Annotated in this window: 21 protein-coding genes; 3 read left to right on the forward strand and 18 right to left on the reverse strand. The window is 70.5% G+C overall.

Features of this window, described 5'->3' with window-relative positions:
• Positions 1-212: 212 nt before the first annotated feature.
• From nusB to ACZ5C2_RS32635, 3 genes are all read right to left on the reverse strand, one after another.
• Entirely contained in the window at positions 213-641 is a 429-nt protein-coding gene (gene nusB / locus ACZ5C2_RS32625; protein ID WP_468799430.1) for a transcription antitermination factor NusB, read from the reverse strand.
• Positions 642-643: 2 nt separating this feature from the next.
• A complete protein-coding gene (efp, locus tag ACZ5C2_RS32630; RefSeq protein WP_468799432.1) occupies positions 644-1,210 on the reverse strand; it encodes an elongation factor P in 567 nt (188 codons plus the stop codon).
• A gap of 70 nt (positions 1,211-1,280) precedes the next feature.
• Positions 1,281-2,387, reverse strand: a complete 1,107-nt coding sequence (locus ACZ5C2_RS32635) for an aminopeptidase P family protein (RefSeq protein WP_468799434.1) — start codon at positions 2,385-2,387, stop codon at positions 1,281-1,283.
• Positions 2,388-2,405: 18 nt separating this feature from the next.
• Between ACZ5C2_RS32635 and ACZ5C2_RS32640 the strand changes: the two genes are divergently transcribed.
• Positions 2,406-2,804 carry a hypothetical protein gene (locus ACZ5C2_RS32640; RefSeq protein ID WP_468799436.1) on the forward strand — a complete coding sequence of 133 codons (399 nt, stop codon included), beginning with the start codon at positions 2,406-2,408 and terminating at the stop codon, positions 2,802-2,804.
• Positions 2,805-2,836: 32 nt separating this feature from the next.
• Here ACZ5C2_RS32640 and ACZ5C2_RS32645 read toward each other — a convergent pair whose 3' ends face one another.
• From ACZ5C2_RS32645 to ACZ5C2_RS32715, 15 genes are all read right to left on the reverse strand, one after another.
• Positions 2,837-3,694, reverse strand: a complete 858-nt coding sequence (locus ACZ5C2_RS32645) for a Pro-rich N-terminal domain-containing protein (RefSeq protein WP_468799438.1) — start codon at positions 3,692-3,694, stop codon at positions 2,837-2,839.
• 125 nt (positions 3,695-3,819) lie between these two features.
• Positions 3,820-5,463 carry a 3-dehydroquinate synthase gene (gene aroB, locus ACZ5C2_RS32650; RefSeq protein WP_468799440.1) on the reverse strand — a complete coding sequence of 548 codons (1,644 nt, stop codon included), beginning with the start codon at positions 5,461-5,463 and terminating at the stop codon, positions 3,820-3,822.
• Positions 5,460-6,644 (reverse strand): chorismate synthase, encoded by a 1,185-nt coding sequence (aroC, locus tag ACZ5C2_RS32655; protein ID WP_468799442.1) that lies wholly within the window; start codon positions 6,642-6,644, stop codon positions 5,460-5,462. Before aroC ends, aroB begins: the two co-directional genes overlap by 4 nt.
• 181 nt (positions 6,645-6,825) lie before the next feature.
• The gene (locus ACZ5C2_RS32660) at positions 6,826-7,149 is read right to left on the reverse strand and encodes a hypothetical protein (protein WP_468799444.1); all 324 of its coding nucleotides are present in this window, start codon (positions 7,147-7,149) and stop codon (positions 6,826-6,828) included.
• 51 nt (positions 7,150-7,200) lie between these two features.
• Entirely contained in the window at positions 7,201-8,028 is an 828-nt protein-coding gene (locus ACZ5C2_RS32665; protein ID WP_468799446.1) for a shikimate dehydrogenase, read from the reverse strand.
• Positions 8,028-9,758, reverse strand: a complete 1,731-nt coding sequence (mltG, locus tag ACZ5C2_RS32670; RefSeq protein ID WP_468799448.1) for an endolytic transglycosylase MltG — start codon at positions 9,756-9,758, stop codon at positions 8,028-8,030. The genes ACZ5C2_RS32665 and mltG overlap by 1 nt, the downstream gene beginning before the upstream one ends.
• A 129-nt stretch (positions 9,759-9,887) precedes the next feature.
• Entirely contained in the window at positions 9,888-10,352 is a 465-nt protein-coding gene (gene ruvX, locus ACZ5C2_RS32675) for a Holliday junction resolvase RuvX (protein ID WP_468799484.1), read from the reverse strand.
• Positions 10,353-10,387: 35 nt separating this feature from the next.
• On the reverse strand, positions 10,388-13,060 hold the full coding sequence (alaS, locus tag ACZ5C2_RS32680) for an alanine--tRNA ligase (protein WP_468799450.1): 2,673 nt from the start codon (positions 13,058-13,060) through the stop codon (positions 10,388-10,390).
• Positions 13,060-13,431, reverse strand: a complete 372-nt coding sequence (locus ACZ5C2_RS32685; RefSeq protein WP_468799452.1) for a hypothetical protein — start codon at positions 13,429-13,431, stop codon at positions 13,060-13,062. The genes alaS and ACZ5C2_RS32685 overlap by 1 nt, the downstream gene beginning before the upstream one ends.
• 7 nt (positions 13,432-13,438) lie before the next feature.
• Entirely contained in the window at positions 13,439-13,891 is a 453-nt protein-coding gene (locus tag ACZ5C2_RS32690; protein WP_468799454.1) for a DUF948 domain-containing protein, read from the reverse strand.
• Between the two features lie 203 nt (positions 13,892-14,094).
• Entirely contained in the window at positions 14,095-14,709 is a 615-nt protein-coding gene (gene rpsD / locus ACZ5C2_RS32695) for a 30S ribosomal protein S4 (RefSeq protein ID WP_468799456.1), read from the reverse strand.
• Between the two features lie 301 nt (positions 14,710-15,010).
• A complete protein-coding gene (locus tag ACZ5C2_RS32700) occupies positions 15,011-16,366 on the reverse strand; it encodes a replication-associated recombination protein A (protein ID WP_468799458.1) in 1,356 nt (451 codons plus the stop codon).
• A 43-nt stretch (positions 16,367-16,409) separates the two neighbouring features.
• Positions 16,410-17,078 carry a vitamin K epoxide reductase family protein gene (locus tag ACZ5C2_RS32705; RefSeq protein ID WP_468799460.1) on the reverse strand — a complete coding sequence of 223 codons (669 nt, stop codon included), beginning with the start codon at positions 17,076-17,078 and terminating at the stop codon, positions 16,410-16,412.
• A gap of 257 nt (positions 17,079-17,335) precedes the next feature.
• On the reverse strand, positions 17,336-18,598 hold the full coding sequence (hisS, locus tag ACZ5C2_RS32710; protein WP_468799462.1) for a histidine--tRNA ligase: 1,263 nt from the start codon (positions 18,596-18,598) through the stop codon (positions 17,336-17,338).
• 10 nt (positions 18,599-18,608) lie between these two features.
• Positions 18,609-19,319: an MBL fold metallo-hydrolase gene (locus tag ACZ5C2_RS32715; RefSeq protein ID WP_468799464.1), complete on the reverse strand. Its 711-nt coding sequence runs from the start codon at positions 19,317-19,319 to the stop codon at positions 18,609-18,611.
• A 183-nt stretch (positions 19,320-19,502) separates the two neighbouring features.
• On the opposite strand from ACZ5C2_RS32715, the gene ACZ5C2_RS32720 reads away from it, so the two are divergent.
• A complete protein-coding gene (locus ACZ5C2_RS32720) occupies positions 19,503-20,351 on the forward strand; it encodes a peptidylprolyl isomerase (RefSeq protein WP_468799466.1) in 849 nt (282 codons plus the stop codon).
• Positions 20,352-20,489: 138 nt separating this feature from the next.
• On the forward strand, positions 20,490-21,719 hold the full coding sequence (locus ACZ5C2_RS32725) for a DUF349 domain-containing protein (RefSeq protein WP_468799468.1): 1,230 nt from the start codon (positions 20,490-20,492) through the stop codon (positions 21,717-21,719).
• Positions 21,720-21,846 lie beyond the last annotated feature (127 nt).

Raw genomic sequence — 21,846 nt, forward strand, 5'->3', positions numbered from 1 at the left:
CTCCTCGCCACCCCCCCCCCCCCCCCGGCGGGCCCCAACCAAGAGCCCCCCCCCCCCCCCCGAACACAAAAACCACCCGCCCCCCCCCCCCCCCCCCCCTTTTCCCCCCCCCCCCCCCCCGGCGGTTTTGGTACAGCCGGCCGCGGGTCTCTTGTGAGCTGCGGACTGTGGGGGCTGAGCGCGCAGTTCCCCGCGCCCCTCGCAGGGCGCTTCTACTCGCGACGCAGCGACGGCTTGAGTTCCTTCAGCCGGCCCAGAAGCCCGTTCACAAAGGACGGCGACTCGTCCGTCGAGAACTCCTTCGCCAGTTGCACCATCTCGTCGAGGACAACCGCGTCCGGGGTCTCGTCGACCCAGATCAGCTCGTACGCGCCGAGACGCAGGATGCTGCGGTCCACCACCGGCATCCGATCGAGGGTCCAGCCGACCGAGTACTGGGCGATCAGTTCGTCGATGCGCTTCGCGTGTTCCGCGTAGCCCTCGACGAGCTGCATCGTGTACTCGCTCACCGGCGGCTGCCGGGTGTCGGTCCGGGAATGCCGGATCCAGTCGGCGAGGACCGTCAGGACCTCGACGTCACGCTGGTCGCCCTCGAAGAGGATCTGGAAGGCGCGTTTGCGGGCCGTGTTGCGGGCAGCCACGGTTAGCTGTTCACCCGGCCGAGGTAGTCGCTGGTGCGGGTGTCGACCTTGATCTTCTCACCGGTGGTGATGAAGAGGGGGACCTGGATCTGGTGACCGGTCTCCAGGGTCGCCGGCTTGGTGCCGCCGGTGGAGCGGTCGCCCTGCACGCCCGGCTCGGTCTCCTGGATGGTCAGCTCGACGGCGGCGGGCAGCTCGACGAAGAGCACCTCGCCCTCGTGCTGCGCCACGGTGGCCTCGAAGCCCTCGACGAGGAAGTTGGCGGCGTCCGCGACCGTCTTGCGGTCGACGTGCAGCTGGTCGTAGGTCTGCATGTCCATGAAGACGAAGTAGTCGCCGTCCATGTACGAGAACTGCATGTCGCGCTTGTCGACGGTGGCCGTTTCGACCTTGACGCCGGCGTTGAAGGTCTTGTCGACGGTCTTGCCGGACAGCACGTTCTTCAGCTTGGTGCGCACGAAGGCCGGGCCCTTGCCGGGCTTGACGTGCTGGAACTCGACGACGGACCAGAGCTGGCCGCCTTCGAGCTTGAGCACCATGCCGTTCTTGAGGTCGTTCGTGGAAGCCACGGTTGCGGAATCTCCTGGACTGGACTGACGTGGACGACGGCCGGGGCGGGGGCAGGCGCACAGCACGGGGCTAGAGCGCGAGCAGCTCCTTGGTCGTGATGGTGAGTAGCTCGGGTCCGCCGTCCGCCTCGGGGCGTACGACGAGCGTGTCATCGATCCGGACTCCGCCCCGGCCGGGGAGATGGACCCCCGGTTCGACGGTGACCGGCACACAAGCGTCCAGTTTACCCATGGCCGCGGGGGTCAATTGAGGGTCCTCGTCGATTTCAAGTCCCACACCGTGACCGGTGAGTACGGGGAGGGCCCCGGCGTACCCGGCAGAATCCAGGACATGACGTGCCGCGTGGTCCACCTCGCGGTAGGCGACGCCCGGCACGAGGGACTCCCGGCCGGCGCGCTGGGCCGAGAAGACGAGGTCGTACAGCTCGATCTGCCAGTCCGCGGGGGCCGTGCCGATGACGAACGTACGGCCGATCTCACAGCGGTAGCCGCGGTAGGTGGCGCCCAGGCAGACGGAGAGGAAGTCACCCTCCTCGACGCGGCGGTCGGTCGGGCGGTGGCCGGGGCGGCCGGCGTTCGGGCCGGTGGCGACGGAGGTGGGGAAGGCGGGGCCGTCGGCACCGTGATCGACCAGGCGGCGCTCCAGTTCGAGGGCGAGATGGCGTTCGGTGCGGCCCACGAGGATGGACTCCAGGAGTTCACCGAGGGCCTGGTCGGCGATCTCCGCGCCGATGCGCAGGCAGGAGATCTCCTCCTCGTCCTTGACCACCCTGAGCTGTTCCACCGCACCGGCGATGCCGGCCAGCCGCAGCCGGGGGGCGACCGAGTGGATCTCGCGGTGCCGGGTCACGGTGAGATGGTGTTCCTCGACGGCGAGGGAGTCGACGCCCTGGGCGACGGCGAGGTCGGCGGCCGCGACGGCGGGGTCGCCGCCGATGCCGCTCATCACGTGCAGGCGCAGGGAGTCGTCGGGGCGGCCCTGCGGGGAGCGGTCGTCGGGCGGGCCCGCGCACACCAGGACGTCCTCCGTCCTGCCCAGCAGCAGGACGGCACCCTCGGGGGCGGCGCCGGCGAGGTAGCGCACATTGGCGGGGCGGGACACCAGCGCCGCCACGCTGCCCACCGCGTTGCAGCATTCCCGTAGCCGCGTCCGGCGGATCGCGTAGACCTCTGACATGACCCGAGCCTATGAGCGGTGGCCGGATACCGCCGGTCGAGAGGTCCGAGTGGGCGTCGGCCCCCCGGCGGTACGGCGGCGACCCGCGCACCATGGCACCCCCGTCCGGACGGCTCACCCCGGCCGGACGGTCACGGACTCGCCTCGGCGCAGGACGTCCCGGCCGTCGGCAAGAGCAAGCCGGAGGCGCCGGTCGTGCTCGAGGCGGGCGCCCCGGCCTACGCGCTGGTGAAGCTGTCGGACGGCGGCACGGACGAGGACAACGAGCCCGTCTCCGCGTTCTCCCTCATGCTCGAGGGCGATGCCACCGTCATCGACGTCACCGCGCCCGGCAGCGGCGGCATCGCCGTCAACCCGGCGAAGGCCCGCACGGGCCACTGGACGTACGAACTCCGCAACGGCGCCGACGACTTCTGACCGGCGACGGCGACCACGTCACCGGGCCCGCTTCACCACGGAGGCGGGCTCGCGATGGACCTCGCCAGGACGTCGTCCAGTATCCGGGCCGTTTCCGGTATACCCAGCTGGGAGTTGTCGATGATGGGCAGGCCCGAGCCGTACCAGCCGGCCATGCGGCCGTGGATACGGGCCACTTCCTCGTCGCTGAGGCGCCGGTTGCCGGAGCGTTCCGCGTTGCGTTCCAGGACGATGTCCAGGCCCGGCAGCAGGACGACCGGCAGCAGGCCGGGGCCCACGTGCCGCTTCCAGCCGCCCAGGCCGACGACCGGCCGGTCGGGGAAGACGGCGTCGTCGAGGATGCAGGAGATGCCGTTGGCGAGGAAGTTGCGTGCGGCGAAGCCGCAGGTGCGGCGGGCCAGGCGGTACTGCGCCTCGGAGTGGTCGTTCCACCCGGACTGCGGGTCGGCGAAGCCGGAGCGGACCCACTCGCGAACGTCGTCCAGGCTGATGTGGGCGGTCGGGACCCGGCGGTGGTCCGCCCAGTACTTGGCCACACTCGTCTTGCCGGCACCGGCGGGCCCTATGAGCAGCACCGCCATGATGGTCCCGGCCGGGTCGGGTGCCGCGGGCGCCTGCGGAGGGCTGGGCATGGCGACGGGGCCGCCGGGCGGCAGCGGTACGTGGCCGGTGGTGTCCGGCGGCGGGGGCATCGAGGCATGCCGCGGACCGGCGGAGGACGGGGTGGGCCCGGGCGGGGGCGCGGGATAGCCCGGTGCCGGAGGAGGCACGGGCGCTGGGGCGGTGCCCGGGTGCTGGCCCGGGTGGTGTGCGGCCGGGGACCAGCCGACGGCCGGTCCGTGCCCCGGCTGATGGGGCGGCGGCAGCGGAGAACCCACTGCGTGCTGCATCCGGTGCCACTCCGTCTCGTACAGGCGATGGGGCGCTGACCGCGGGGGCGCCCCGCGTGCTACCGAACGGTACCGCCCCCTGCCGTCGTTGTGTGAACGGCCGGGGGCGGTGATGAGTGCCCGGGTTACTCCCCCACCTCGCCGTACGCGGCGAGCAGGACGGCAGGGTCGGGTGCTTCGAACACCGTGGGCTTGGCGAGACCGTCGAGGACGATGAAGCGCAGCATGTCGCCGCGGGACTTCTTGTCGACCTTCATCGTCTCCAGGAGCTTCGGCCACTGGTCGTAGCGGTAGTGCAGCGGCAGGCCGACCGCTTCGAGGATCGTGCGGTGGCGGTCGGCCGTGGCGTCGTCGAGGCGGCCGGCGAGACGGCCCAGTTCAGCGGCGAAGTGCATCCCCACGGACACGGCCGCGCCATGGCGCCACTTGTAGCGCTCGTTCTTCTCGATGGCGTGGCCGAGGGTGTGGCCGTAGTTGAGGATCTCGCGGAGGCCCGACTCCTTCAGGTCGGAGGAGACCACGTCCGCCTTGACCCGGATCGATCGTTCGATCAGCTCCGCGGTGTGCGGGCCCGCCGGGGTACGGGCGGCCTCGGGGTCGGACTCGATGAGGTCGAGGATCACCGGGTCGGCGATGAAGCCGGCCTTGATGACCTCGGCGAGTCCGGATACGTAGTCGTTGACCGAGAGGGAGTCCAGGGCGGCCAGATCGCAGAGGACGCCCGCGGGCGGGTGGAAGGCTCCGACGAGGTTCTTGCCCTCGGCGGTGTTGATGCCGGTCTTACCGCCCACGGCCGCGTCGACCATGGCCAGAACGGTGGTCGGGACGGCGATCCAGCGGACGCCGCGCAGCCAGGTGGCGGCGACGAAGCCGGCCAGGTCGGTGGTGGCGCCGCCGCCCACGCCGACGATGACGTCGGTGCGGGTGAAACCGGACTGGCCGAGCGCCTTCCAGCAGTAGGCGGCGACCTCGGCGGTCTTCGCCTCCTCCGCGTTGGGCACCTGGATGGCGATCGCCTCGTAGCCCTGTCCGGCGAGGTCCGCGCGGAGCGCGTCGCCGGTCTCGGCGAGTGCTTCGGGGTGCACGATCGCGACCCGCTTCGCCCGGGTGCCGACCAACCGGCCGAGCTCCCCGAGGAGCTGACGGCCCACCAGGACCTCGTACGGGTCGGTGCCCGCCGTGCCGCCGATGTGGATCCTTGTCACTTGCTCTGCCACGACGTCCTCCGGCCGGGGGTCCGGGGCTTGCTCCCCGGGGAATGCGGTCTGCGGCTCCAGTGCGTTCAGGACGGCCTCGGCGACCTCTTCGGGGGTACGTCCGTCGGTCGGTACCGCAGCCGTGGCGACCTCCTCGTACAGGTGCCGGCGGGCCTCCATCAGCTCGCGCCACTGCCTGCGCGGGTTGACCGCGAGCAGCGGCCGCGCGACGCCGAGGCCGGTGCGCCTGACCGCCTCCTCGACGTCCATCGAGAGGTAGGCGACCCGCTGTGCGCTGAGCAGTGCGCGGGTGTCCTCGTCCAGGATCGAGCCGCCGCCCAGGGCCAGGACCCCGTCGTGCTCGTTGAGCGCCGTGCGCACCGCACGCTTCTCGATGGCACGGAACGCGGGCTCGCCGTCGTCGACGAAGATGTCGGCGACGGTCCTGCCCTCGGCGGTGACGATGTCGTCGTCGGTGTCGCGGTAGCCGACCCCCAGCCGCTCGGCCAGCAGGTGGCCGACGGTGGACTTGCCCACACCCATCGGGCCGACGAGTACGATCCGCGGGCTCATCGGATGGTCAGACTGTCGAGGTAGGACCGCACATTGCGGCGGGTCTCGGTGACACTGTCGCCGCCGAACTTCTCCGCGACCGCGTCGGCGAGGACCAGGGCGACCATGGCCTCGGCGACGATGCCGGCCGCCGGCACCGCGCAGACGTCGGAGCGCTGGTGGTGGGCGGCGGTCTCCTCGCCGGTGACGACGTCCACGGTCTTCAGCGCGCGCGGGACCGTGGCGATCGGCTTCATCGCCGCGCGTACGCGCAGCAGTTCACCGGTGGTCAGTCCGCCCTCGGTGCCGCCGGAGCGGCCCGAGGCGCGCCTGATGCCCTCGTCGGTGGCGACGATCTCGTCGTGCGCCTCGGAGCCGGGCACGCGGGCGAGACCGAAGCCGTCGCCGACCTCCACACCCTTGATGGCCTGGATGCCCATGAGGGCGGCGGCCAGACGGGCGTCCAGGCGGCGGTCCCAGTGGACGTGGGAGCCGAGGCCGACGGGGACCCCGTACGCCAGGACCTCCACGACGCCGCCGAGGGTGTCGCCGTCCTTGTGTGCCTGGTCGATCTCCGCGACCATCGCCTCGGAGGCGCCCGCGTCCAGGCAGCGCACCGGGTCCGCGTCCAGCCGCTCCACGTCGGCGGGGGCCGGGTACACGCCGTACGGCGCCTTGGCCGCGGCCAGTTCGACGACGTGGCTGACGATCTCGATGCCCGCCGTCTCCTTCAGGTACGAGCGTGCCACCGCGCCCAGCGCCACGCGGGCGGCGGTCTCGCGGGCGGAGGCGCGCTCCAGGATCGGGCGGGCCTCGTCGAAGCCGTACTTCTGCATGCCGGCGAGGTCGGCGTGGCCGGGGCGGGGACGGGTCAGCGGGGCGTTGCGCGCCAGGCCGGCCAGCACCTCGGGGTCGACCGGGTCGGCCGCCATGACCTGTTCCCACTTCGGCCACTCGGTGTTGCCCACCATGACCGCGACCGGGGAGCCGAGCGTCAGACCGTGCCGGACTCCGCCGAGGAAGGTGACCTCGTCGCGCTCGAACTTCATCCGGGCCCCGCGGCCATAGCCCAGCCGCCGCCTCGCGAGGTGGTCCGCCACCATGTCCGTGGTGATCGGTACGCCGGCGGGAAGACCCTCCAGCGTCGCGACGAGTGCGGGACCGTGGGACTCCCCGGCGGTCAGCCAGCGCAACCTGCTCAACGGTGCTCCTCCGTGCTTCGCGCCCCGGTATGCCCTGCGTACGCGCCTGTTCGCGTTCCGCTGTGGCGTGACGGGGTGCGCGGCCCCGGTCCGCCACTCCGATCCTCCCACGTCCGGGCGGTGGAACCGGCCGCCGGTCCATCAGACGGACGGGCGGGACCGAGGTCCGGGCAGAAGGGAATCAGGCGGTTCCGTCGCCCTGGCGCCGCTGGGGGGCGTAGGCGCCGAGGAAGTCGGCGCCGCTCGGCTGCTGCCGCTGCGGTGCGTACGGGCCGAGGTGGTCGGCACCACTGCCCTCGCCGTGCCGGGTCACCGTGGGGGCCGGCGGCGCGGAACGGAGGGCGCGCCGGTACACGATCCGGTTCCTGATCCTGAGGACCCAGGACGTCACGACGGCGAGCACGATCAGGGCCAACACCGTGATCTGCACCCAGTCGGGCAGGAAGCCCAGCACGGACTCGAATATCTCGGATTTCCACGATGCCAGCGGCACGCCTGCGGACATGAAACGCGTTCCCCTCCCGTGTTCCGCCCCCTGCGGAACCGACAGTGGATCTTAGCGGGCGGCGAGAGCCCGTTCCCCCGCTTTTCGCATGGCGTCCAGCGGGGCCGGTGAGCGCCCCGTCATCTGCTCCACCTGGAGCACCGCCTGGTGCACGAGCAGGTCGAGCCCGCTGATCACGGCACCGCCGTACGCGGACCAGCGAGCGGCGAGGACGGTCGGCCACGGGTCGTAGAGCACGTCGAAGAGGGCCGTCGGGCGTTCCGGGACGGCCCGGGCGAACACGTCCGTGACCCCGGCCGGGGTGGTGCTGATGACCAGCGGTGCGCGCAGGGCCTGCCGGGCGTCCTCCCAGTCGGCGATGCGCACCGCGACGCCGAGCCGCTCGGCCCACCGGCGCATCTCGGCGGCACGGGCCCCGCTGCGGACGTAGACGGTGACCTCGCCCGGACAGATCCGGGCCAGGGCGGCCAGCGCGGAGGACGCGGTGGCGCCCGCGCCGAGGACGGCGGCGCTCTCCACCTTGTCGATGCCGTGCTCGCGCAGCGCGGCGACCATGCCGGGGATGTCGGTGTTGTCACCGGTCCTGCGGCCGTCCTCGTGGAGGACGACGGTGTTCACCGCCTCCACCGAGGCCGCCGTCTCACTGATCTCGTCGAGCAGTGGGATGACCGCCCGCTTCAGCGGCATGGTCAGGGACAGTCCCGCCCACTGCGGGCCGAGCGTCCCGAAGAACCCCGGCAGCGCCTTCTCGTCCACCTCGAAACGGTCGTACGTCCACCCCTGGAGCCCCAGATCCGCGTACGCGGCCCGGTGCAGCACCGGGGAGAGGGAGTGCGCGATCGGGGATCCGAGTACGGCTGCTCGGCGGGCGGCGGGCATCAGTTGCCCCTCGCCGCGTTGAACTTGTCGACGAGCTTCTGGTGCTCCTCGATCGTCTTGGCGAACTCGGTCTCGTCCATGCCGTCCGTGGCGACGAAGTACATCCAGCCGTCGCTCGTCGGGTTCAGCGCGGCCTTCAGGGCGTCCTTGCCCGGGTTGCCGATCGGGCCGGGCGGCAGGCCCTTGTTGGTGTACGTGTTGTACGGGTCGGGGTTGCTGTTGATCTCCGACTCGGAGATGTCGATCTTGCTCTGACCCTTGAGGTAGTTGAAGCTCGAGTCGAACTGAAGTTCCTGGTTCGTCTCGGTGTTGGTGGTCTTGAGACGGTTGTAGACGACCTCGGACATCTTGCGGAAGTCGTCGTGGGTCTTGCCCTCGGCCTGCACCAGGCTTGCGACCGTCACCAGTTCCCACGGCCCGTCGAGACCCAGACTCTCGGCCTTCTCCGGGAAGTCCAGCCCTTCGTACGTCTCGGTGGCACGAGCCACCATCTGTTTCAGTACGGCCTCGGGTTTCTGGCCCTTGGCGACGGCGTAACTGGACGGGTAGAGGAAGCCCTCCAACGGATCCTTGACGTCCTTGTGGTTCACGGCCCAGTCGGGCAGGCCGAGCGTCTCCCACTTGCTCTCGGCGACCTTGGCGGTGGTGCCCTTCTTGAGCTCGAGGCGCTTGTCGATGGCCTCGTAGATACGGACGTTGCGCCAGCCCTCGGCGATGATCAGGTTGTTCCTGCTCTTGGGGCTGAGCATCAGCTCCACCGCGCTGGCTGCCGACATCTCCTTCTGCAGCGTGTACACGCCGTCCTGGATGTTCTTGCCCTGCGGGTTGGATGCCTGGGCGGAGACGAACGCGTCGACGCTCTTGATCACGCCCTGCTTCTTGAGCTCCTGGCCGATGGCGTAGCCGCCGGATCCCTTCGGGATCGTGACGGTCACCTGCTCGCCGTTACCGGACCCCGCGAAGTCGGCGGGACTGCCGAAACGATCCTGGTAGAACTGGTAGCCGAAGTAACCGACGCCTGCCAGGCCACCGCCGAAGACCGCGACCACCACGAGGCAGGCCATGCCGCTGCGCCGTTTCTTCTCCTTGCCACCGCGGCGCTCGGTGCTCCCGCGCCGTTCGGCCGGTTCGTCGTCGCGGTCGTCGCGGTCGTCGCGGTCGTCATCGTCGTCGCCCCCCGCGAAGAAGGCGTGTTCGCCCTGGTCGGGGCCCGGGTCCCAGTCGGTCTCCGGCCCGGGCCCGGCGCGGCGGCTGGGCGGCTCGGGCGGCGGGTAGGCCTCCGGGGTGCCGTAGTGGTCGGCCTGTTCCCCGCCGTAACCCCCGGGCTGCTGCCCGTACTGGTTCGCCGGGTCGGCCGCGTACGGGTCCTGGGGGTGATGCGCGCCGATGGGCCAGCCGTTCTGGTCGTACTGCGGCTGGTGCTGCTGAGGGGCGTACTGCTGGTCGTACTGCGGCTGCTGCCCGTAGCCGTACTGCCGGTCGTACTGCGGATACTGCTGCTGCCCGTAACCGCTCTGGTCCTGCTGCTGCGCATAACCGTGCTGGTCGGGGGTGCCCCAGTCGCCGTACTGCGCCTGCGTCTGCGGCTGCTGCGGATAGTGCTGTGGCTGGCCGCCGTAGGGGGACTGCTGACCCTGCTGGGCCGGCTGTCCTCCCCATCCGCCGTCCCCGTACAACGGGTCCTCCGGATGCCACGGTTCGGAGCCTGGGCCCCGGCCATACTCAGTCATCGATCCCCTAGAGCCGCGAGACGGCGGTCAACCCCGGCCACCTGAAGACCACGGCTTCCGTCCCGCCTCTTTCTGTGCGGCGGCTGTTCGAACACCGTCCGCATCGCGCGGAACGTTACCGTATCGCGATCAGATGACCACTTCGACGCCCTCACCGGGTGGTCTGCCTGACACCCGTTCGGATTCCAGTGCCTGCTGGAGGATGATCACAGCGGCCGCCTGGTCGATGACCGAGCGCCCCTTCTTGGACTTCACCCCAGAGGCGCGCAGTCCCTGACTCGCCGTCACCGTCGTCATGCGCTCGTCGATGAGCCGCACCGCAACAGGCGCGATCAGGCGGGCGAGTTCGCGTGCGAACCCCCGGACTTTCGCCGCGGCGGGACCCTCGCCCCCCTTGAGGGAGCGAGGGAGACCGACGACGACCTCGAGCGGCTCGTACTCCTCGACGAGCTGCTTCAGCCTGCGCTGCGCGGCCGGGACGTCCCGGCCGGGGACCGTCTCGACCGGGGTGGCGAGGATCCCGTCCGGGTCGCAGGAGGCCACCCCGATCCGGGCGTCCCCCACGTCGACCGCGAGACGGCGGCCGCGGCGCATCACCGGGCCGTCCGTCCGCTCGTTCGCCGTGCCGTTCACTTGGCGGTGTCCGCCACGAGACGCTCGACGGCGTCGACGGCCCCGCCCACGGCGGCCGGGTTCTGGCCGCCGCCCTGGGCGACGTCCGGCTTGCCGCCACCGCCGCCGCCGAGCGTCTTGGCGGCGGTGCGCACCAGGTCACCGGCCTTGAGACCGCGTTCACGGGCTGCCTCGTTGGTGGCGACGACCGTCAGCGGCTTGCCGTTGTTCACGGTGAACAGGGCGACGACGACGGCCCTGCCTCCCTGGATGCGGCCCCGCACGTCGAGGACCAGCTTGCGCAGGTCGTCCGGCGTGGTGCCGTCCGGCACCTGACCGGTGACAAGGGCGACACCGTGTACGTCCTTGGCGGACTCGGCGAGGCCGGCCGCCGCCTGGAGCACCTTCTCGGCCCGGAACTTCTCGATCTCCTTCTCGGCGTCCTTGAGCTTGCCGAGCATGGCGGAGACCTTCTCCGGGAGCTCCTCCGAGCGGCCCTTGAGCAGTTCGGTCAGCTGGTTGACCACCGTGTGCTCACGGGCGAGGAAGGTGTAGGCGTCCACGCCGACCAGGGCCTCGATACGGCGCACACCCGAGCCGATGGACGACTCGCCGAGCAGCTTCACCAGGCCCAGCTGGGCGGTGTTGTGCACATGGGTGCCGCCGCAGAGCTCCTTGGAGAAGTCACCGATGGTGACCACGCGCACGCGCTCACCGTACTTCTCGCCGAACTCGGCGATGGCGCCCTGCTTCCTGGCCTCGTCGATGCCCATGACGTCCGCACGCACGTCGAGGTCGCGGGTGAGCACCTCGTTGATCTTCTGCTCGACGTCGAGCATCACCGTCTGCGGGACGGCGGACGGGGAGCCGAAGTCGAAGCGGAAGCGACCGGGCTGGTTCTCGGAACCGGCCTGGGCGGCCGTCGGGCCGAGGGCGTCACGCAGTGCCTGGTGGGTGAGATGGGTGGCCGAGTGGGCACGGGCGATGGCCGTACGGCGGCGGCCATCGATGGAGGCATGGGCCTTGGCGCCGACGGTGACCTCGCCGACCTGGACGACACCCTTGTGCACGTACACGCCCGGAACCGGCTTCTGGCAGTCGCGGATCTCGATGACGGCACCGGAGTCGGCCCTGATCCGGCCGGTGTCGCCGATCTGGCCGCCGCCCTCGGCGTAGAACGGGGTGCGGTCGAGGACGATCTCGACCTCGTCGCCCTCGGTGGCGGCCGGGGAGGAGACACCGTCGACGAGGATACCGACGACGGTGGACTCACCCTCGGTGTCGGTGTAGCCGATGAAGTCGGTGGCCCCGGCGCGGTCGGCGATCTCCCGGTAGGCGCCGAGGTCGGCGTGGCCGGTCTTCTTGGCCCGGGCGTCGGCCTTGGCGCGCTCCCGTTGCTCCTTCATCAGGCGCCGGAAGCCGTCCTCGTCCACGGACAGCCCCTGCTCGGCGGCCATCTCCAAGGTGAGGTCGATCGGGAAGCCCCAGGTGTCGTGGAGCAGGAAGGCCTTGTCGCCGGCCAGGACGGCGGATCCGGCCGCCTTGGTCTCGCTGACGGCGGTGTCGAGGATGTTGGTGCCGGCCTTGAGCGTCTTGAGGAACGCGTTCTCCTCGGCTAGGGCCACCTTCTCGATGCGCTCGCGGTCGGTGACGAGCTCCGGGTACTGCTGGCCCATCATGCCGATGACGACGTCGATCAGGTCCTTGACGACGGGGCCGGTGGCGCCGAGCAGGCGCATGTTGCGGATGGCGCGGCGCATGATGCGGCGCAGCACGTAACCGCGGCCCTCGTTGCCGGGGGTGACGCCGTCGCCGATGAGCATCACGGAGGTGCGCATGTGGTCGGTGACCACACGCAGGGAGACGTCCGAGGCGTGGGCGTCGCCGTAGCGGACGCCGGTCAGCTCGGTGGCCTTGTCGATGACGGCCATCGAGGTGTCGATCTCGTACATGTTCTGCACGCCCTGCAGAATCATGGCGAGTCGCTCGAAGCCGAGACCGGTGTCGATGTTCTTGCTCGGCAGGTCCCCGAGGATCTCGAAGTCGTCCTTGCCGGTGCCCTCGCCCCGCACGTACTGCATGAAGACCAGGTTCCAGATCTCCACGTACCGCTCGTCGTTCACGGCGGGGCCGCCCTCGGCACCGAACTCGGGGCCGCGGTCGTAGTTGATCTCGGAACAGGGGCCGCACGGGCCCGGGACGCCCATGGACCAGAAGTTGTCCTTCTTGCCCAGGCGCTGGATGCGCTCGGCAGGCACGCCGACGATGTCGCGCCAGATCTGCTCGGCCTCGTCGTCGTCCTGGTAGACGGTGATCCACAGCCGCTCGGGGTCGAGGCCGTAGCCGCCCTTGTCCTGGGTGCTGGTGAGCAGCTCCCAGGCGAGCTTGATGGCGCCTTCCTTGAAGTAGTCGCCGAAGGAGAAGTTGCCGCACATCTGGAAGAACGTGCCGTGCCGGGTGGTCTTGCCGACCTCTTCGATGTCGGGTGTGCGCACACACTTCTGCACGCTGGTGGCCCGGTCGAAGGGGGGTTTGACCTCGCCCAGGAAGTAGGGCTTGAAGGGCACCATGCCGGCCGGGACGAGCAGCAGAGTCGGGTCGTCCGCGATGAGCGACGCCGAAGGGACGACGGTGTGCCCGCGCTCCTCGAAGAAGCTCAGCCAGCGGCGGCGGATCTCGGCCGACTCCATCAGTGGTCCTCATTCCGGTTGTACGGGTGCGTCGTGTACGTCGACGTGTGCGCCGGGCCCTCGACGTACTTGCTGCTGTTGCGGTTCTCGATGACTGCGTAGCCCCGGGGCGGGGGGAGTTCGCGGTCGACGGGGGCGTTGAGCCCGAGCGCGTCGCCCAGTTCGGCCTCCCGCCGGGCCATGTTGTCGCGGACCTCGAGGGCGAAGTCCACCGCACGGTCCTTGAGCCGGCCGCCGGCCTCGATCGCCGTGTTCGCCGCGGTCACGGCGAGGTTCTCGGGCGTCAACTGCTTGAGCTTCCGGTTGACCTTGGTGGTGGCCCACACTCCGGCGGCGACGCCGGAGGTGAACCAGAACGTTCGGCGGAACATCGCTGGGTCAGTCCCTCTTTCCCCGGGTCCGCTTTTCCCGCCGCGCCCCCGGGACGGTACGGCCAACGATCACGGGACGCCTCGACGGCTTGGCCGGGGCGTCGTCCTTGCGGCCGCTGACGGCCCGGCGCACGCCGTAGCCGAAGGCGGCGACCTTGACCAGGGGGCCGCCGAAGGTGGAGGCCACGGTGGTCGACAGCGCGGAGGCGTTGGAGGTGACCTCCTGGACGTCGGAGGCGATCGCGTCGACCCGCTCGATCTGGGTCTGCGCGGAGCGCACCGCCGTGGACGCGTCGGCCAGCAGCGGGACCGCCTGATCGGTCACCTCCGCCACGAGCCTGGTCGTCGCCCGGAGCGTCTGGGCCAGCCTCGCCAGCGCGACGGCGAGGAAGGAGACCAGGATCGCCCAGAACACGGCCACCAGGATTCCGGCCACCTCGCCACCGGACACTGTGTGCACCCGCTCCCTTGAAACGCGCCTGAACATCGAGAAAGTCGTGTGCCCGAGCCTATCGCGCCGGTGACGTCACCCGGCACCGGATTACCGTCCGCCACCGGCGAAGTCGTATGAGCGGGCGGATGCGCACGAAGACGAGCCCGCCGCCTCGTCCGCTCGGAAGGGCGGGGAGACGGCGGGCTCGGGATACCGCGTGCCTGCTGGGATCAGCGGGCGTAGTACTCGACGACGAGCTGCTCGTCGCAGATCACCGGGATCTCCTTGCGGTTCGGCTCACGGTCCAGGCGGAACGCCAGGGCCTTGAGGTTCACCTGCAGGTAGCGCGGGATCTCACCGTCGGGGGCGAAGCCGCCTTCACGGGCGATCGTGAAGAGGGTCTTCTCCTTGCTGCGGTCGCGGACCTGCACGACGTCGTCCGGGCGGACACGGAAGGAGGGCTTGTCGACCTTCTTGCCGTTGACCTGGATGTGGCCGTGCACGACCATCTGGCGGGCCTGGTAGATCGTGCGGGCGATGCCCGAACGCAGGACCAGCGCGTCGAGACGGCGCTCGAGCTCGATGACGAGGGCTTCGCCGGTCTTCATCGAGGTCTTGGAGGCACGCTCGTAGGCGCGGACCAGCTGGCGCTCGGAGAGGTCGTACTGCGCGCGCAGACGCTGCTTCTCCAGCAGACGGACCTTGTAGTCCGAGTTCTGCTTGCGGCCACGGCCGTGCTCACCCGGGGGGTAGGGGCGGGCCTCGAAGTACTTGACGGCCTTCGGGGTCAGCGCGATGCCGAGGGCACGCGACTTCTTGACCTTGGGGCGGGACTGGTTCGCCACTTCTTTTCCTTTTCCATTTCGGCTGCCTCAGGGTTACGGGAGGTCGCATCCGCAGCCGGGGAATTCCCGACAGGTCCGTGAGGGACGTGTCAGGCAGCCGCTCCCCTGGTCTGGGCACATACGTGCAGCACACGAACGGCCCACCGACCGGTCCCGGGACTGACGGGTGGTGGTGGGCTGCCCGCGACACCTACGGCGGTGCGCGACGCTCCTGGATCGAAGATCCGGCTGGGTGTCCCGCCTGAGGCGCCGACCGGAGCCGGACACGGGACTCAGCACTGCGGGGAAGTCTACAGGGTGGTCAGGACCGCTTCCGACCGAGGTGCTTCCTGGTCCACTCCACCGCGTCCGCGTATCTCGCCTCCGCGCCGTGCCGGGTGGGCTCGTAGTACTCGCGGTCCTTCAGGGCGTCCGGCGCGTACTGCTGCTCGGCGATGCCCTCGGGCAGGTCGTGCGGGTAGGTGTAGCTCTTGCCGTGCCCGAGCTTGGTCGCGCCCTTGTAGTGGCTGTCCCGCAGGTGGGACGGCACGGCCCCGGCCAGTCCCTTGCGTACGTCGTCCAGGGCGGCGCCGATCGCGGTGGTCGCCGCGTTGGACTTCGGGGCGAGGGCGAGCGCGATGGTGGCATGGCTGAGGGTCAGCGCGGCCTCCGGGAAGCCGATCATGGCGACGGCCTGGGCGGCGGCGACCGCGATGGGCAGCGCGTTGGGATCGGCGAGGCCGATGTCCTCGCTGGCGGAGATCATCAATCGGCGGGCGATGAAGCGGGGGTCCTCGCCGGCCTCGATCATGCGGGCCAGATAGTGCAGGGCCGCGTCCACGTCGGAGCCGCGGATGGACTTGATCAGGGCGCTGGCGACGTCGTAGTGCTGGTCGCCGTCGCGGTCGTACTTCACCGCGGCCCGGTCGACCGTCTCCTCCAGGGTGGCCAGCGTGATCTCCGCCTCGCCCTTGTCGAGCGCGGCCCCGGCGGCGGCCTCCAGGGCGGTGAGCGCACGGCGTGCGTCACCGCCGGCGATCCGCTGGAGGTGGTTCGCGGTGTCGTCGGGGAGGGCGAGGGCGTCCTTCAGGCCCCGCTCGTCGGTGAGGGCACGCCGGAGCAGGTCCCGGATGTCGTCGTCGGAGAGCGGTTCGAGGGTGAGCAGCAGGGACCGGGAGAGCAGCGGGGAGATGACGGAGAAGTAGGGGTTCTCGGTGGTCGCGGCGATCAGGGTGACCCAGCGGTTCTCCACGGCCGGCAGCAGGGAGTCCTGCTGGGCCTTGCTGAAGCGGTGGATCTCGTCGAGGAAGAGGACGGTCTCCTGGCCGTATCCGCCGACGGCGCGGCGGGCGCCGTCGATGACCGCGCGGACCTCCTTCACGCCCGCGGTGATCGCCGACAGCTCGACGAAGCGCTTGTTGGTGGCCTTGGAGACGACGTAGGCCAGGGTCGTCTTGCCGGTGCCGGGCGGGCCCCAGAGGATCACGGAGGAAGGTCCCGCGGGGCCCGAGGCGCCGTCGCCGACCAGTCTGCGCAGGGGGGAACCCGGCTTCAGCAGGTGCTGCTGGCCCACCACCTCGTCGAGGGTGCGCGGGCGCATCCGTACGGCCAGAGGGCTGCCGGTCGGGTCCTTCTCCTGGCGTTCTTCTGCTGCGGCGGTGAACAGGTCGGGCTCCACGCTGAAACCCTAAGGCACCGCACCGACAGCCCGGGGCGGGCGGTCAGCTGGTCCAGAAGTCCCACCAGCGGGTCAGGATCAGCATGCCGATGATGCCGATGTGCAGGACCGGCAGCACCCAGGTGAACTCGCCGAAGAAGCTCCTCAGCCAGCCCGGGGCGGGCAGGAAGCCCTTGCGGACGTTGAACGACGTCACGTACCAGAACATGATGATCGTGGCGACCCAGGCCAGGCAGCACCACAGGCACAGCGCGTTGATCCGGTACAGCGACTGGTACATCAGCCAGGCGCAGAAGACCGTGCCGAAGAGCGTGCCCGCGTTGAGGGTGAGCCAGTACCAGCGCGGGAAGCGGGCCCGGGCGAGCAGGCTCATTCCGACGCAGACGACGATGCCGTAGGTGACGAGGCCGAGCATCGGGTTGGGGAAGCCGAAGACGGAGGCCTGGTCGCTCTCCATCACGCTGCCGCAGGAGACGACGGGGTTGAGGCTGCACCCGGGGACGAACGTCTCGCCCTTGACCTTGGCTTCGAGCAGCTTGAACTTGTCGAGCGTGATCACCCACGCGGAGAGCACGCCGGCGGCGCCGGTGATCACCAGGAGCAGGGCGAGCGCCCGGCTCGCGCCTTCCGTGCGCCGCGCCGGGGCGGTGCGCTCCGGCGAGGCCGGGGGTTCGGGCTCCATGTCGACGTCCCTGACTGTCGTCTTGCTCATCACGCCGATTCCGTCACTGGTGAGTGGGGGACCTGCTTCGGGCAGGTGCCATTGTGCCGTACGGGGCTGTGCGTCCGCCGTTGAGCGGGCATAAGGACATACGGGTGGTCGCCCGTGCGGGTTCGGTTCCGGCCGACGCGTGGCGCGCGATCGCACAGGCGCTCCACCCCCTGTCACTCGTCGGGGCGTACCGCATCCCCGCGCGGTTGACGACGAAGGCGCCGGGCCCGGCGGGGACCCGGCGCCTGGCGCGGGGATCAGCCGAGCCGTGACTCCAGTTCCGCCACGATCTCGTTGACGCCGACGGCCGTCTGCTCGCCGGACTCCATGTCCTTGAGCTGGACGACGCCCTCGGCGAGGTCGCGTTCGCCGGCCACGACGGCGTAGCGGGCGCCGCTGCGGTGGGCGTTCTTCATGGCCCCCTTGAGGCCCTTGCGGCCGTAACTGAAGTCCGCCGCCACGCCGTTCTTGCGCAGTTCGGTGACCTTCGCGAACAGCACCCGGCGTGCCTCCTCGCCGAGCGGCACGGCGAACACGCTGGTCGTGGCGGGGAGTTCGAGCTCGACACCCTCCGCTTCCAGGGCCAGCACGGTGCGGTCGACGCCGAGGGCCCAGCCGACGGACGGCAGCGCGGGGCCGCCGATCATCTCGGACAGTCCGTCGTAGCGGCCGCCGCCGCCCACCGCGGACTGGGAGCCCAGACCGTCGTGGACGAACTCGAAGGTGGTGCGGGTGTAGTAGTCCAGGCCGCGCACCAGCTTGGGGTCGTCCTCGAAGGCCACGCCCGCCGCAGTGATCAGCTCCCGGACCTCCTCGTGGTACGCCTTGCAGGCGTCACAGAGGTAGTCCCGCAGGAGCGGTGCGCCGGTGAGCTGCTTCTGCACCGACTCGCGCTTGTCGTCCAGGACGCGCAGCGGGTTGATCTCCGCACGGCGCAGGGTGTCCTCGTCCAGGTCCAGACCGCGCAGGAAGTCCTGCAGCGCGGCCCGGTACACCGGGCGGCACTCGTTGTCGCCCAGCGAGTTCAGCAGGATGCGGAAGCCGCGCAGGCCCAGCGAGCGGTACGCCTGGTCGGCCAGGATGATCAGTTCGGCGTCCAGTGCCGGATCCTCCGCGCCGATCGCCTCGGCACCGACCTGGGAGAAGTGGCGGTAACGGCCCTTCTGGGGGCGCTCGTAGCGGTAGTACGAGCCGGAGTACCAGAGCTTCACCGGGAGGTTGCCGGCCTTGTGCAGGTTGGCCTCCAGGGCCGCACGCAGTACGGAGGCGGTGCCCTCGGGGCGCAGGGCGAGCCGGTCGCCGCCCTTGGTCTCGAAGGCGTACATCTCCTTGGTGACGATGTCGGTGGACTCACCGACACCGCGCGCGAACAGCTCGACGCTCTCGAAGCCGGGCGTCTCGATGTAGCCGTAGCCGGATCCCCGCAGTGGCGCGGCGATGGCCTCGCGGACGGCGAGGTACGTGGCGCTGTCGGGCGGGATCAGGTCGTATGTGCCCTTGGGGGCCTTGAAGGTGCTCACGGAAGTCTCGTCACATTCCTCGTCGGGGGGCCTCGGTCGTGGCTCCCTGGCCGGCGGCCACCTGCCGCAGATACGGGTTGGTGGCGCGCTCCTGGCCGATGGTCGTCTGGGGGCCGTGGCCGGACAGCACCACGGTCGAGTCGTCGAGCGGCAGGCACACGCGGGCCAGCGAGTCGAGCATCTCGGCCATGTCACCGCCGGGCAGGTCGGTGCGTCCGATGGAGCCGGCGAACAGCAGGTCGCCCGAGAACATGACCGGCGGAATGTCCGCCGCCTCGGGCAGGCCGAAGGTCACCGACCCCTTGGTATGGCCCGGCGCGTGCGCGACGGAGAACGTGAGGCCCGCGAGGTCCAGCGGCGTGCCGTCGGTGAGCACCTTGACGTCGTCCGGCTCCCCCACGGTCAGCTCGCCCATCAGCGGCATGCCGATGGCGCGGCCGATCCCCTTCTCCGGGTCGCTCATCATGTAGCGGTCCGCGGGGTGGATCCAGGCCGGTACGTCGTGCGCTCCGCACACCGGGACGACCGAGGCGACATGGTCGATGTGGCCGTGGGTGAGGACGACGGCCACGGGCTTGAGCCGGTGCTTGCGGACCGCCTCCGCGACGCCGTCGGCGGCCTGGTGGCCGGGGTCGATGATCACGCACTCCTCACCGGCGGCGGGGGCGACGAGATAACAGTTCGTCCCCCAGGCCCCGGCGGGGAACCCGGCAATGAGCACGATCGTCCTTCGTTGTGTCGATACGGGAGGCTTGTGACGGGGCTGCGCCCGTGGTCAGAGCCTACCGGCGCTGCCGATTCCACAGCGAACCCATATACGGTACGGGGCACACGCAGGCGGTCGGCTCACCGCACGCACGCACGCGTACCGGCCGGCACACGAGACGCATGAGGAGAGAACCCGGTGGTCAGCCAGGAACAGCGGCGGCGTCAGCTCGCCCGGGAGAAGTTCTTGCGGCAGCAGCAGCGGCGCACCGACGCACGCCGCACGTCGCGGATCCGCAACTCGGTGATCGCGTCCGCGCTCGGTGTGGTCCTCGTGGGCAGCGGCGCGCTGTACGCGACCGGGGCGCTGGAGCAGGACGACGACAAGACCAAGGCGAACACGGAGGTCACGCCGAGCGCCGCGCCGAGCAGCAAGGCGCCGGACCCGTGCGACAAGCCCGCCGAGGGCAAGGTCGCGTCGGAGACCTGGAAGAAGGAGCCGGCGATGTCCATCGACAAGTCGGCGAAGTACACCATGAAGCTCGACACGACCTGCGGGACGATCGACGTGGCGCTGAAGGCGTCGGCGGCGCCGCACACCGTCAACTCCTTCGACTTCCTCGCGGACAAGGGCTACTTCGACCACACCAAGTGCCACCGGCTGACCGACACCGGCATCTACGTGCTCCAGTGCGGCGACCCGCAGGGCACCGGAGCGGGCGGGCCCGGCTACACGATTCCCGACGAGAACCTGAAGGACGAGAGTCTCAAGGGCAATGTGTACCCGGCCGGCACGGTCGCGATGGCCAACCAGTACAACGCGCAGACGCAGCAGGGGCGCGACAGTGGAGGCAGCCAGTTCTTCCTGGTCTACCAGGACAGTCAGCTGCCGCCCCACTACACACCGTTCGGCACGGTGTCCGAAGCGGGGATGAAGGTGCTGAAGAAGATCGCGGACGCCGGCGCCCAGGCCATGGACCCCGCGACCGGCAACACCGCGCCCAACGCGACGGTCGTCATCAACAAGGCGACAGTCACCAAATCCTGACCCCCAACTGCGGAATTTCGGTCGCGCGGGATGCGGACAGGCATCCCGTCGGTCGCCTATGTTGGCCGTGACGAAACTGTGGACGATGCCCGGGGGAGCTCGCAGGCCCCCTCGACGGCATCATGTGGAGGAGGCGCTGTGAGCAGCGACCCGTGGGGCCGCGTCGACGAGACGGGGACCGTGTACGTGCGTACGGCCGACGGCGAGCAGGTCGTCGGTTCCTGGCAGGCCGGCTCCCCCGAGGAGGCGCTGGCTTACTTCGAACGCAAGTACGAGGGCCTGGTTGTCGAAATCGGCCTCCTCGAGAAGCGAGTGAAGACCACCGACCTGTCGTCCAAGGACGCCCAGACCGCGATCGGGCACCTGCGCGAGCAGATCGACGCCCACCACGCGGTGGGGGACCTGGACGCCCTCAGGGCCCGGCTGGACAAGCTCGTGGAGCTGGTGGAGGCGCGTCGCGAGGAGCGCAAGGCGCAGCGGGCCCGGCAGTCCGACGAGGCACGTCATGCCAAGGAGGCGCTGGTCGTCGAGGCGGAGGAGCTGGCACAGTCCGATCAGTGGCGGGCCGCCGGTGAGCGGCTGCGGTCCCTGGTGGACACCTGGAAGGGCCTGCCGCGGCTGGACCGCAAGTCCGACGACGAGCTGTGGCACCGGTTCTCCCACGCCCGGTCGGCGTTCTCCAAGCGGCGCAAGCAGCACTTCGCCCAGCTGGACGCGCAGCGCGAAGACGCCCGCAGGATCAAGGAACGGCTGGTCGCCGAGGCCGAGTCGCTGTCGAACTCGACGGACTGGGGACCGACGGCCGCCCGCTACCGCGATCTGATGACGGAGTGGAAGGCCGCGGGCCGCGCCCAGCGCGAGCACGAGGAAGACCTGTGGAACCGCTTCCGCGGCGCCCAGGACGTCTTCTTCGCCGCCCGCAGCTCGGTCTTCGCCGAGCGGGACGCCGAGCAGGCGGAGAACCTGAAGCTCAAGGAAGAGCTGGCCGGGGAGGCCGAGAAGCTTCTGCCGATCACGGATCTGAAGGCCTCGCGGGCCACGTTCCGCGGGATCAACGAGCGCTGGGAGGCCATCGGTCACGTGCCGCGGGACGCCCGCCCGAAGGTCGAGGGCCGGATGCACACCGTGGAGCGGGCCCTGCAGGAGGCCGAGGAGGCCGAGTGGCGCCGCACCAACCCGGAGGCACGTGCGCGTGCCGCGGGTCTGACCGGTCAGCTCCAGGCCGCCGTGGACAAGCTGAAGGGCCAGATCGAGCAGGCGCGCGCGCAGGGCAACACGGCCAAGGCGGAGAAGCTCGAGCGTGAGCTGGAGGGCCGCCAGGCCCTGCTGGACCAGGCGCTGAAGGGGCTGCAGGAGTTCGGCGGCTGAGTTCGCCCACGCGGAAGGGGGGGGGGGGGGGGGGGGGGGGGGGGGGAGGGGGTCGGGGGGGGTGGGGGGGGGGGTGGGGGGGGGGGGGGGGGGGGGTGGGGGGGAGGGGCCCCCCCACCCACCAGAG

The sequence above is a fragment of the Streptomyces sp. NPDC031365 genome (assembly GCF_055569765.1).

Coding starts and splice junctions, on each gene's coding strand:
- ACZ5C2_RS32635 (WP_468799434.1), bottom strand. CDS start 2,387: ATGTCAGAGGTCTACGCGATCCGCCGGACGCGGCTACGGGAATGCTGC.
- ACZ5C2_RS32645 (WP_468799438.1), bottom strand. CDS start 3,694: ATGCAGCACGCAGTGGGTTCTCCGCTGCCGCCGCCCCATCAGCCGGGG.
- aroB (WP_468799440.1), bottom strand. CDS start 5,463: ATGAGCCCGCGGATCGTACTCGTCGGCCCGATGGGTGTGGGCAAGTCC.
- ACZ5C2_RS32660 (WP_468799444.1), bottom strand. CDS start 7,149: ATGTCCGCAGGCGTGCCGCTGGCATCGTGGAAATCCGAGATATTCGAG.
- ACZ5C2_RS32665 (WP_468799446.1), bottom strand. CDS start 8,028: ATGCCCGCCGCCCGCCGAGCAGCCGTACTCGGATCCCCGATCGCGCAC.
- mltG (WP_468799448.1), bottom strand. CDS start 9,758: ATGACTGAGTATGGCCGGGGCCCAGGCTCCGAACCGTGGCATCCGGAG.
- ruvX (WP_468799484.1), bottom strand. CDS start 10,352: ATGCGCCGCGGCCGCCGTCTCGCGGTCGACGTGGGGGACGCCCGGATC.
- alaS (WP_468799450.1), bottom strand. CDS start 13,060: ATGGAGTCGGCCGAGATCCGCCGCCGCTGGCTGAGCTTCTTCGAGGAG.
- ACZ5C2_RS32685 (WP_468799452.1), bottom strand. CDS start 13,431: ATGTTCCGCCGAACGTTCTGGTTCACCTCCGGCGTCGCCGCCGGAGTG.
- ACZ5C2_RS32705 (WP_468799460.1), bottom strand. CDS start 17,078: ATGAGCAAGACGACAGTCAGGGACGTCGACATGGAGCCCGAACCCCCG.